At 43.6% G+C, this 11,305-nt stretch carries 13 protein-coding genes and 1 pseudogene; 2 read left to right on the top strand and 12 right to left on the bottom strand.

All coding sequences use genetic code 11. The features are described 5' to 3' along the window. From Q4492_RS15540 to ccmA, 10 genes and pseudogenes are all read right to left on the bottom strand, one after another. Window positions 1-807: pseudogene (locus Q4492_RS15540) on the bottom strand (hypothetical protein); the annotation flags it as partial. A 64-nt stretch (window positions 808-871) separates the two neighbouring features. Beyond that, complete coding sequence (gene ccmI, locus Q4492_RS15535; RefSeq protein WP_303419830.1) at window positions 872-2,119, bottom strand: c-type cytochrome biogenesis protein CcmI; 1,248 nt, start codon at window positions 2,117-2,119, stop codon at window positions 872-874. Then, window positions 2,116-2,589 (bottom strand): cytochrome c-type biogenesis protein, encoded by a 474-nt coding sequence (locus Q4492_RS15530; protein WP_303419829.1) that lies wholly within the window; start codon window positions 2,587-2,589, stop codon window positions 2,116-2,118. Before Q4492_RS15530 ends, ccmI begins: the two co-directional genes overlap by 4 nt. Next, a complete protein-coding gene (locus tag Q4492_RS15525) occupies window positions 2,586-3,131 on the bottom strand; it encodes a DsbE family thiol:disulfide interchange protein (RefSeq protein WP_303419828.1) in 546 nt (181 codons plus the stop codon). The genes Q4492_RS15530 and Q4492_RS15525 overlap by 4 nt, the downstream gene beginning before the upstream one ends. A 44-nt stretch (window positions 3,132-3,175) precedes the next feature. Continuing rightward, a complete protein-coding gene (locus Q4492_RS15520) occupies window positions 3,176-5,131 on the bottom strand; it encodes a heme lyase CcmF/NrfE family subunit (RefSeq protein ID WP_303419826.1) in 1,956 nt (651 codons plus the stop codon). Next, window positions 5,128-5,589, bottom strand: a complete 462-nt coding sequence (ccmE, locus tag Q4492_RS15515) for a cytochrome c maturation protein CcmE (protein ID WP_303419824.1) — start codon at window positions 5,587-5,589, stop codon at window positions 5,128-5,130. Before ccmE ends, Q4492_RS15520 begins: the two co-directional genes overlap by 4 nt. Next, window positions 5,586-5,765 (bottom strand): heme exporter protein CcmD, encoded by a 180-nt coding sequence (gene ccmD / locus Q4492_RS15510; RefSeq protein WP_303419822.1) that lies wholly within the window; start codon window positions 5,763-5,765, stop codon window positions 5,586-5,588. The genes ccmE and ccmD overlap by 4 nt, the downstream gene beginning before the upstream one ends. Before the next feature lie 10 nt (window positions 5,766-5,775). Beyond that, window positions 5,776-6,534, bottom strand: coding sequence for a heme ABC transporter permease (locus Q4492_RS15505; protein WP_303419820.1), 759 nt, complete (start codon window positions 6,532-6,534; stop codon window positions 5,776-5,778). 12 nt (window positions 6,535-6,546) lie between these two features. Then, window positions 6,547-7,266, bottom strand: coding sequence for a heme exporter protein CcmB (ccmB, locus tag Q4492_RS15500; RefSeq protein ID WP_303419818.1), 720 nt, complete (start codon window positions 7,264-7,266; stop codon window positions 6,547-6,549). Continuing rightward, on the bottom strand, window positions 7,266-7,901 hold the full coding sequence (ccmA, locus tag Q4492_RS15495) for a cytochrome c biogenesis heme-transporting ATPase CcmA (RefSeq protein ID WP_303419817.1): 636 nt from the start codon (window positions 7,899-7,901) through the stop codon (window positions 7,266-7,268). Before ccmA ends, ccmB begins: the two co-directional genes overlap by 1 nt. A gap of 232 nt (window positions 7,902-8,133) precedes the next feature. Here ccmA and Q4492_RS15490 point away from each other — a divergent pair, with 232 nt between their 5' ends. Further along, window positions 8,134-9,978, top strand: a complete 1,845-nt coding sequence (locus Q4492_RS15490) for a flagellar hook-length control protein FliK (protein WP_303419815.1) — start codon at window positions 8,134-8,136, stop codon at window positions 9,976-9,978. Beyond that, window positions 9,975-10,304, top strand: coding sequence for an EscU/YscU/HrcU family type III secretion system export apparatus switch protein (locus tag Q4492_RS15485; protein ID WP_303419813.1), 330 nt, complete (start codon window positions 9,975-9,977; stop codon window positions 10,302-10,304). Before Q4492_RS15490 ends, Q4492_RS15485 begins: the two co-directional genes overlap by 4 nt. Window positions 10,305-10,313: 9 nt before the next feature. On the opposite strand, the gene Q4492_RS15480 is transcribed toward Q4492_RS15485, so the two are convergent. Further along, window positions 10,314-10,715: a DUF2802 domain-containing protein gene (locus Q4492_RS15480; RefSeq protein ID WP_303419811.1), complete on the bottom strand. Its 402-nt coding sequence runs from the start codon at window positions 10,713-10,715 to the stop codon at window positions 10,314-10,316. Between the two features lie 36 nt (window positions 10,716-10,751). After that, a partial coding sequence (locus tag Q4492_RS15475) for a chemotaxis protein CheW (protein ID WP_368389445.1) occupies window positions 10,752-11,305 on the bottom strand: 554 nt, incomplete at its 5' end.

The raw sequence follows: 11,305 nt of genomic DNA, 5'->3' as shown, positions 1-11,305 counted from the left end.
TGGCTCTGGCTCTGGCTCTGGCTCTGGCTCTGGCTCTGGCTCTGGCTCTGGCTCTGGCTCTGGCTCTGGCTCTGGCTTAACAGTTTTAATGCCTTCCACCAATTGGTCAATAACATCAAAAAGTTCAGGCTTTCTTTCTATCTCTTCAACATCACTATCGACGCTTTCAACATCAGAAGCATCAACAACATTTGCGTCTGTATCTTCATCTTCAGATACGACCTCTGCATAATCAGAAGGTTCTCTATCTACCACTAATAGCGGTGGTTCTGGTTCTGGTTCTGGTTCTGGTTCAATAGAGGGTGCAGGTACCACTCGTGCAGGACCTAAAATTCCATCATCAGAAGCACCAAAGGCTGACGGCTCATTTTTAATAGTAGAGACGCCCTCCTCCATAAAATCATTTGGCAGACTGATATCATCATCAACCGGCTCTGACTCTACTTTCCTTGCAGGGCTAACAATCCCTTCATCTAAGGATAAGCTATCATCCCAGGGATCATTTTTATCGAGCGGTGAATTATTTTCGGTATGTGCAGAAAATGCACCATCCTTATCAGGTGCAAGTTCAGGGCGGTGATCAGAAAAAAGAGGATCGCTGTCTAATGAAACCCGACGAGCCCCACCACCAGGCAGCTCTGGATTAAACGACTGTTGTTCAACAGGAGGAGCATCAACAAAGTTTTTATCGATGTTCATTTTTAGACGATTACGCCCGCTTTGCATGCGTCGCCATCCGTCTATAATTATCAGCAGGATTAATATTACTCCGCCAACAATCAGCCATTCACGCAGACCGATTTCCATGTGCCTAGTCGCGCCCCTTTCTCTTGTAATTATCGATAATCATACAACTATAAAAGAGCTGGTTTTATTCGACAACCTTATCGATAACCAACATCAATGGTAGTTTCCCCCCTCTCACCCCTACAGGCGAGATAATACCGTACAAATCGCCCTTTTGAGCTTGCGGCTGACCTGATAAAGAAATTCTGGCCGACACTTCAACTTCAGCAACCGATGATAAAGTTACTTGAGGATTCATTGCCATTGTATCATCTAATACAACCTGAGTAGGTAGATCAGATACCTTTAGCTTAACCGCAGCTAATGGTATTCGCCCACCAACCTCTTTCGCAAACACAAAAATCGTTTGTTCTGGTGTTACTTGCTCTTTGAACCCTGGGCTTAAATCAACTTGTAAGGTCACAGATGCAATTTGCAGCTCCGGAATATTGGGGACGTTTTTACCTTGTGCAATCAATTCATCTCGCGCCTTACGAACACCAGAGCGAAGAGATTCCGCTGTAGCTCCTTCCGCATTTCGTAGGGCCGTCAACCAATACTCCATGGCCGCTTCGAAATCTTGTTTTTCGTAGGCCTCAATACCCAAAAGTCCCAAAGCCGTTATTTCCAATGGCTCAATAGCTAATGTTTTATCGATTTGTGCTCTAACTTCATCTGTTATTTTACTATTAGCGGCAAAAAACAGTGCTTGTGCATACTGGCCATTAACGCTGGCATATTGAGGCGCATCAGACGGTAGAAGCTCTAATATCTTTTTAAAACCTTCCGCCCCTTCTGCATACCGTCCTTGATTCATGTAGGTTGTCGATAGTAAAAACCACCCTTCAGGATTATCAGGGTTTAGCTGCAACTCTTTCTCTAATTGAGCAACGGCTTGCTCAAGAGTAGGTTTTTCCCCATTAAAAGGATCATTAGGTTGATGCAAGGCTATATCTAGGTCCGCCGAACGGCCAAACACAGAGTACAAACCGAGGCCAGCTACCGGAATCAACATAGCGAGCAGTGTAACCGTCACTAATGTTTGGGTTGTTAGCTGTAACTTACCGGCTTTTGAACCTGTGTCTTCCACATCAGACAACAAATTTCTCTCTAATTCCGTTTTTAAAGTAACGAAATCAGTTTCATCTAGATTGCCCGCAGACTTTTCATTTTCCAGCTCGGATAAACGTTCACGAAATATTTCTATATTCTGTTGACCGCGATTTTCAGCCGATTCAACCTCTACAACGCGCTTAGCACGAATAAAAGGAAGAAAAACGAACGCGACTGCAATTACCGTTAAAACCGCAATTCCACCCCATAACTCGATCATTTTTGCTCACCTTTACCTAGAATATCGTTCAACCTTTCTGCCTCGTCATTATTAAGGTGAGTTTCTGAGTCATCCTCTTGATCACTACGCTTACGCTTTCTCGAAACGGCGATTAAAACAATAATACCGATGACTACTAAGCCAAATGGGCCATACCACAAAATGTAAGTCGTCTCATTTACAGGCGGGTTATAAAGAACAAACTCCCCATAACGGGCAACTAAGAAATCTTTGATTTCATTATTATCTTTACCATCCTGAACCATTTTATAAACTTCATTTCTAAGGTCTGCAGCAATCGGCGAGTTAGAATCTTGAAGGTTTTGGTTCTGACACTTAGGACAACGCAGTTCAAAGGTTAACTCATTAAAACGCTCGCGTGTTGCATCATCTTTAAACTCAAATGTATCTATAGCCGCAAACACACTGAGAGGAATAAAAATAACTATCAGCGCTACTAAATATCTCATTGTGACAATACCTGCTTATCGCTTTTAAGCTGATCCATAATCCCTTTTAAACTCCCCCAGACCTGCTGATCTACAACACCTACATGCTTATATCGAATAATGCCATTAGCATCTATAACATAAGTTTCAGGTGCGCCATAAACCCCCAAATCTAAGCCTAAGCTACCTTTATCATCAAAAATATTTAGGGCATATGGATTAAGGTATTTCTTTAACCAAGTATCCGCTTTTTCACGCTCATCTTTGTAATTGATACCAATAACTTTATAACCTTCCGCCTTAATACGGTTTAATTGCGCATGCTCCGCCTTACATGAAGGGCACCAAGTAGCCCACACATTCACCAAAGCCACTTCGCCTTTCAGATCAGCTTCTGTAACTTTGCGCTCAGGATCTAAAAGCGAAGGCAATTCAAAGACAGGCAGTGGCTTATCAAGCAACGCCGACGGCAATTCAGTAGGGTCTAGCTGAAGTCCCTTCCATAAAAAAAGCCCCATACCGACAAAAATGGCAAGCGGAATAAATAAAATAAATCGACGCACAATGAATCTCCAAACAGCGCAGGTATAACAACCCTAGCCAACGATTAAACAGTTTTAACTTTACGTTTAGCTTGTTTACGATATCGAGGATCTGTAGCCGCCAACAAACCACCGGCTGTCATCAACAACCCTCCTAACCATAACCAACGGACAAAAGGTTTATGCTGAATTCGAACCGCCCAAGCTCCACCATCTAAAGGCTCACCCAATGCGACATAGAGATCTCTAGTTAAACCTGGATCTATATCCGCTTCAGTCATGACATTACCGCGCGCTTTATAAAAACGTTTCTCAGGGTGTAACGCACCATAAGGTTCGCCATTTTTAAGTACACGAATCTGCGCTTGATCGGCCTGATAGTTAGGCCCTTGAACAACCTGAGCACCATCGAAGATAAACTCATACTGTTTAAAGGTTAAGGTATCACCAGGTGCCATTCTTAAATCACGTTCCTCGTTATAAACCGTCACCAAGGTCATCCCGACAATAGCTACAGCCACACCAATGTGTGCCAAAACCATCGCATAATAACTTCTTGAAAGGTTCCTTAACCCCTTGAAAGGGTTAGCCTTATGAGACACTTTATTCCAAATATCTTTGACAGAAACACAAACAACCCAGAAGGACAGCACCATTCCAAGCGTTACACTCCAATCAAACTGATCGCCATAGACAACAGAAAAACTAGCACCTAAGACAACACTAACCAGCATAGGGATAAGTAATTGCTTGGCAATATAGCTGCCTTTAGTTTGTCTCCAGCGAGACACTATACCCGCGCCCATTAACACCACTAAAGCAGACATTAACGGAACAAATAAAGCATTAAAGTAAGGAGGTCCTACGGATATTTTCCCCTTGCCTAATGCATCAATCAACAAAGGATAAAGAGTGCCCAGCAACACCATCAAAGCAACAATAACCAATAGAATATTATTACCTAACAACAATGTTTCTCGGGAAATCAGCTCAAAACGTGATTCACTTTTTACATGGGCAGCTTTAATTGCATAAAGTAAAAGAGACCCACCAATAGTGATCGCCAATAACGCTAAGATAAAGTAACCGCGCTCAGGATCCGTCGCAAAAGCATGAACCGACGTCAAAACCCCCGAACGAACTAAGAAAGTGCCTAATAAGCTGAGAGAAAAAGCAAAAATAGCTAATAGCACCGTCCAGCTTTTAAACACCCCACGTTTTTCTGTTACTGCCAAGCTATGAATAAGCGCAGTACCCACTAACCAAGGCATAAATGATGCGTTTTCAACTGGATCCCAGAACCACCAGCCGCCCCAACCAAGCTCGTAATATGCCCACCAGCTACCTAACGCGATACCTAATGTTAAAAAAGCCCAAGCGACAACCGTCCAAGGTCGAGACCAACGCGCCCAAGCAGCATCTAAACGGCCACTTAATAGCGCAGCTATAGCAAAAGCAAAAGCAACTGAGAAACCAACATAGCCCATATAAAGCATAGGCGGATGAATAATAAGACCTATATCTTGCAATAGAGGGTTAAGATCACCACCTTCCACGGGGAAGTTTGGAAGATGACGCTCAAATGGGCTAGAGGTCATCAGGGTAAAGAGGATAAAACCAACCCCAATAATACCCATCACACCTAATACTCGAGCTACGATATCCTGAGGCAAATTATCGCTTTTCAGCGCAACAGCCCAAGTCCAACCACCAAGAATAAAGACCCAAAGTAGAAGAGAACCTTCGTGCCCTCCCCAGATCGCACTCACTTTATAGTAAATCGGCAATGCCGTATTTGAATTGGTAGCAACATAAACAACCGAAAAGTCATCTGTTACAAAAGCATAACCTAAGCAAATCAAGCTCACTAATAAGAATGCAAACATCCCTGTAGCAAGCGGTCGAGCGTAGCCCATCCATAACGCATTATTACTATAGGTTCCTGCAATAGGGACAACCGCCAGTAACGCAGACATACATAAAGCTAGAATAAGTGCATATTGACCTAACTCAGGAATCATTTGTTATAAACCTCAGCTTCAGGCTTAGGCATATTGCCACTCTTTTCTAATGCATCCGCCACTTCAGGAGGCATATAGTTTTCATCATGCTTAGCTAACACTTCTGATGCCTGCAAGACGTTATTAGAATCAAGTTCACCTTGTGCAACAATACCCTGACCTTCACGAAAAAGGTCAGGTAAAATACCGTTATAATGAACAGTAACTGTTTGATCATAATCAGTAATATCAAAAGTGACATTCAGACTCTGCTGATCTCGATTGACGCTACCATCGACCACCATACCACCGGCGCGAATACGAGTATTATGAGGCGCTTCCCCTGCCGCAATCTGGGTAGGTGAATAAAACAGGTTAATATTTTGGCTGAGAGCAAACATAGTTAACCCCACAGCAATACCAACACCAAATACAATAAACAAAACAATGATCAAACGTTGTTTGCGTTTAGGGTTCATGAAGATTTGTTCTCCCTGCGCAGGCGACGTACAAGATCAGAAACAATTTTCTTCTTCTGTAGTGCCGGATTAACAATATTAATTACAACTACGACTAATGCGATGGCATAACTCAGCCAAACATAAAAACCGTGCCCTCCCATCGCAATAAAATCCGAAAAGCTATCAAAATTCACTTAATCTGCCTCACTGCTTTTCAACTAATTCTTTTACCCAACTTGCACGACGTTCACGTACAAGAATTTCATTCCGCGTTCTCATCATCAACGAAACAGCAAAGAAACAGTAAAAACCGATTACCATTACCAATAAAGGTAGCCACATCTCTGGAACCATTGCTGGGCGTTCTGTTAATTTAAACGTGGCAGGTTGATGGAGTGTATTCCACCAATCTACTGAATATTTAATAATAGGAATATTCACCAATCCAACTAGCGCTAACACCGCCGCAGATTTTGCCGCCATGGCCTCATTCTCGATAGCGGAATAAAGAGCAATAACACCTAAATAAAGAAAAAGAAGAATCAGCATAGAGGTTAAACGTGCATCCCAAACCCACCAAGACCCCCATGTAGGCTTACCCCAAATAGCACCTGTTGCTAGTGCTAACACAGCCATAGTGGCACCTATAGGAGCACAAGATTTGGCCACCATATCAGCCACTTTCATTTTCCAAATCAAACCAATGGCACCCGCAATCGCCATCATCATATAGCACGATTGGGCCAAAAGAGCGGAAGGTACATGAATATAAATTATGCGATAACTATTGCCTTGATAAGCCTCAGGTGGTGCAAACAGCAACGCCCAAACGGTACCTGCAATAAGAAACAGGAATGCGGCTACCGCAAATCCAGGTAATAGCTTACCCATAATTTCATAAGACCAACGTGGTGATGCTAGTTGATAGAACCAACGAGGCATCCAATTCTTTTTCTCACTCATAAGAACCTTAACTTATCCACTCACGGAAATTCGTAATGCTGCGCTAATAGCTAAAGGTGCCAAAACCAAACCTAGTGCTAATATAGCCCCCAACAAAGCAAAGAAACCTGCCAATGGCAATCCGGTAACCGCTGCTTGAACCGCGCTCGTACCAAAAATCAGTACGGGAATATAAAGCGGCAAAACCAACAACGAGATCAACACCCCACCTTTACGTAACCCTACCGTTAACGCAGCACCAATAGCACCAACTAAGCTCAACGTGGGCGTACCTATCAAGAGACTTAACATCAAGCCCGACATCCCCTCTGCAGGCAAAAACAACATTACTGCCAATAACGGTGCTAATAATGTTAATGGTAAGCCACTCATCATCCAATGGGCTAACACTTTAGCTAATACAATAACAAATAAAGGCTGAGGGCTTAAAAGCGTTTGCTCTAATGTCCCATCCTCAAAATCCGACTTAAACACGCTCTCCATAGAGAGTAGCGTCGCTAATAATGCGGCGACCCATACAACGCCAGGAGCAATCTGAGCAAGAAAGTCTGGCTCAGGACTTACACCGAGAGGGAATAAAGTCGCCACCATTAGAAAAAATATCAATGGGTTAAACAAATCGCTTTTCTTGCGATAGGCCAACATTAAATCCCGCTTTAAAACAGCCCCAAAAAGACTCAAGACAGAACTTGCCTCTGAATTAGCGCTTTCATTTGTCACAATTCTTCCCATTAAGTTCCCGCTAATTCATCAAGATTAAAACGACGAACCTTTTCGCTAATCGCTAATTCATGGTGGGTTGTTAAAATAACAGATCCACCATTAGCTGCATGGTCCAAGATCAATTGTTCTTTCTGTGCGACACCTTTTTTATCAATTGCAGTAAAAGGCTCATCTAAAATCCACAATTTTGCAGAGGTCAGATACAAACGTGCTAAACTGACCCGTCTATTTTGCCCTGCAGACAATGTATGACAAGGCGAGTCTTCAAACCCTCTTAAGCCTACTTGCTCCAATGCCATAGCAATCTTTTTACCATCAATAGATGGATGCATTGCCGCATACCAATGAAGATTTTCTTCTGGCGTTAGAACGGCCTTAACACCTGGGTGATGTCCAAAATATAGGAGCTCGCGTCTAAAATCGTCTTGAACTGTTGAGAGTAAAGAGCCTTTCCAAAAAATATCACCTTCATAATGATTAGAAAGACCACTTAGAATTCTTAAAAGAGTCGTTTTCCCACTACCATTTTGTCCTTCGACTTGGATTACTTCGCCCGCATTAATTGCAAAGCTAAGATCCTCAAACAGAATACGGTCATCGCGCTCGCAATAAAGTTTGTCCACATGTAACAGCGCTGTACTCAAACCGTTCTCCAAAACAATAAACAACCTAGGGCTAAGTTTCAGAGCAAGTTTTCACCTTAAACTATACTTTTACTGAAATCGGCCGATTAATAAGCGAGTGATTATATACGATTATCAGACAGCTCTGCACTGTTGTATTGCTTTCTAAAAGTTGGAAACACCTCCTCATTTAGATGTACTCTGATACCTAATACTCACCATCTGACAGTCCATTACTTAGATAGGTTATAATTTGCTTCCTCAATTATCAGGTATTCCGCTACAAACAACCGAAGCGAGTTCAGATTCATCCCGTAATCTGAATACGCTTTTGCCGGTCGGGCGGAATGTCAGCGCTACTGTTGTTGCGATAAGCAAAGACCAAACTCAACCTGAAATTTTTCGTTTAAAATTAGAGGTCAACAACCGATTAATTCAGATGGGGGTATTTCAAGCCCTGCCTATTGGCCAAAAAATTAATGTAAACCGCCAAAGCGATGGACAAATTCAGATAACACTGCCCAATCAACCAAACACCACAAGTAAGCAAGAGCCGGCAGCTACACAAGCAAACATCACCTCAAACACCCAGCAAAAAGAGCTGAACGAGCAACTCCTTAAGCTCAATATACAAACACCAGAAAACAGCGCAAAACTTCCTGTAGATATAAAGACTCTCGCCGCGGTGATTAGTAGCCGTCCTATTTACACTGATAACGGACAAAACACTCAAACAACGGCTGCCAATACCGCACAGAAACCAACAACCAGCGGGGCCCTATCAACGCCAACTTTATCTGCAACTACTCAGACAGTAGAGACAGGTGGGCGAACAAGCTTAATCGCGAATGCAGCACAGAACACTACAGCATCAAATCTCGTCACTACACCCCAAACAACACCATCAGCAACGCTACCAGAACGAGCTATTCAAGGGAATACTGCCACTCAAACAGCTCCATTGGTAGGCGTTACATCTGGAAAAAATGAACCACAAGTAACACCACACCCTACAGAAAACAAAGGCACAAACCCAACTCCGCCTAAAGAGATACAAACAGGGGTTACTCCTTCTGATACTAAACCTACCAATAGCACTAACAACATCACCCGCTCAGCGGGATCCGTATCACACCACATGCTAACCCTCGCCCTGCCTGACGGTACGAAGATGGAGCTGGCCTCCCCTCGCCCATTACCACAAGGCACGCAACTTCAACTACTTAAGACTTCAAATAATGAAGCTCAAGTATTGCAGATGAGAGAACCACAAAACACACCCGCTTCCGCTTTAGAAAAACCAGCAATACAAGAGACTTTACGCAATGCTCTACCTGCTCAAATAGCCACGGCGGATGCTTTTAGCCAGTTATCTCAAGTCGCTGCCCAAGCACAGGGCAGCCAAGCCACACAGATCAGCAGCGTGGTTCAATCGATGCTACAGCTATTTGGTGTTCGACCTGGAAGCCAAGAAGCGCCATCTCAAATCAGACAAAACATTGAGTTAGGTGGGTTATCCACAGAGCACAATTTAAGTAAAGGCTTAGCACCGCAACCTCAAGATATGAAAAGCCAACTGCAACAGCTTCAAAAGCTAGCGGACTCTTTACCTGCCGAGCAAAAAGAACGTTTAGAACAGTTACTCCAGGGTGTACATTCACGTGTAACCAGCCAACAGCTCCACTCCCTACAGCAGTGGCGAGAGATGCCTGATGGTGGATTTGAACGTGTGCTGCAACTCGACCTACCGATAAAAAATGGGGAGCAGTGGGATAATTTAGAGTTGCGTTTAAGTAGAGAAGGAGGCACCAATGCAGCTGGAGAGATGATCTCCGTATGGCGCGTACGCTTACATTTCGATTTAGAGGAGCAAGGTGGAGTGGATGCGGAGATACGGCTAACTGATGGCCATGAAATCAGCACCCTATTTTGGTGTGAGTTAAAAGAAACCGCTGACAAATTACGCGAACGCTCAGAAGAATTCTCTACACGCCTACGCCAATGTGGTTTTGATAATACCGAGGTGACCTGGCACGAAGGAACAGCGCCAGAACAAAAACAAACGATCCACAAACAACTTGTGGACCTACACACATGAAATTTTCTAAATCAGATCAATACTCCGAAAAAAACCGTAAGAAGGCCATCGCTCTAAAGTATGACCAAAGTGCGGGAAAGGCCCCTCTCATCGTTGCCAAAGGGATGGGGGATATTGCCGAACAAATTATAAAATTAGCCGAAGAAAACGACATTCATATTCACGAAAGCCCAGAGCTAGTTGAAGTTCTGATCCGATTAGAACTAGGCGATGAGATACCTGAATCCCTTTATCGAGCTATCGCAGAAGTGATTGCGTTTGCCTACAGCCTAAAACATGGCAACCAAGAGATGATAAACAAAGCAATTCAACAGAATATTAAATAAGCGTAGGATCTAATTATCACGCCCTAGAGATTGATGGGGAGTGTGTAGCTCTTTATGTAAAAGAGCCATTAACTCAGCCTCTGGCCGTCCAATACCACAATTCTGCACTAGATCATCGACATCGGCCCCCATCTCCATCAAACGGGTAGCTTGATTGTAGGCTAAAGCGGTTGGATCCCGATTCTCTAATTCTAGCTGTTTATCCACTGTAAGATTAAGCTTCTGCTCGACACCAATTAAACGACGCCCCATACCAATTGAGCTATTTGTCATCGCTTGTATCTCATTTCTGAGCACATTAATAAGCGCTTGATGCCGACGCTCGTGCTGTTGCAAACGGCGAAATAAAACAAAACAGGCAGCACAAGCTCCCACAGCAATAATCAATGACGCCACACTCAACCAAGACACTTTAATTGCTTCCCTAACATTGTTTTAGCTATCAATTCAGAAGGATTGATCAAACTGTTTCATAAGCTCTGGAATATCAAGAATAGCGCAACGCTCTTCCATATATGTTCCCCACAACCATGCCCGTGGATTATCACTACTTGCCCAAGATACTTTATCTGCAGGTATACGAACCGACTTCACCAGCTCATCACATGCTAACGCCCAATGGCGTCCTCGTAAAATAATCAGTTCGCTGTATTTTGCCATTTCTGGCTTATAGCGCTCCGGAATTAGCCATAATGCAGTATCTATAACATTAGTTTCAGCAGATAACCCACCACCAAAACGTCCTAAACACCAATCATGAGTACCATCTAAAGTCAGCGCTACTGAACTTAAATGCACCGCACCTTCTATATGATCAAAAGGTATTGCCAAATTAAGCCCATGCATTTTCACCAAGACACAGTTGATCTCTCTGCTAGTCGCACCCGATAGACCTGCATGTTCCGGTGCTCGTGCTGCGGCTTGTGGCTCTGGCTCTGGCTCTGGCTCTGGCTCTGGCTCTGGCTCTGGCTCTGGCTCTGGCTCTGGCTCTGGCTCTGGCT

This window comes from Neptuniibacter sp. 1_MG-2023, assembly GCF_030547185.1.
In the GTDB taxonomy this organism is placed as follows: domain Bacteria; phylum Pseudomonadota; class Gammaproteobacteria; order Pseudomonadales; family Balneatricaceae; genus Neptuniibacter.
Note: the sequence above shows the minus strand (reverse complement) of the source record. Positions and strands in the feature narration are given on the sequence as shown.

What these genes read in the sequence shown, in the direction of transcription:
- Q4492_RS15520 (WP_303419826.1), bottom strand. Translation starts at nt 5,131, where the DNA reads ATGATTCCTGAGTTAGGTCAATATGCACTTATTCTAGCTTTATGTATG.
- ccmB (WP_303419818.1), bottom strand. Translation starts at nt 7,266, where the DNA reads ATGGGAAGAATTGTGACAAATGAAAGCGCTAATTCAGAGGCAAGTTCT.
- Q4492_RS15485 (WP_303419813.1), top strand. Translation starts at nt 9,975, where the DNA reads ATGAAATTTTCTAAATCAGATCAATACTCCGAAAAAAACCGTAAGAAG.
- Q4492_RS15530 (WP_303419829.1), bottom strand. Translation starts at nt 2,589, where the DNA reads ATGAGATATTTAGTAGCGCTGATAGTTATTTTTATTCCTCTCAGTGTG.
- ccmI (WP_303419830.1), bottom strand. Translation starts at nt 2,119, where the DNA reads ATGATCGAGTTATGGGGTGGAATTGCGGTTTTAACGGTAATTGCAGTC.
- Q4492_RS15505 (WP_303419820.1), bottom strand. Translation starts at nt 6,534, where the DNA reads ATGAGTGAGAAAAAGAATTGGATGCCTCGTTGGTTCTATCAACTAGCA.
- ccmE (WP_303419824.1), bottom strand. Translation starts at nt 5,589, where the DNA reads ATGAACCCTAAACGCAAACAACGTTTGATCATTGTTTTGTTTATTGTA.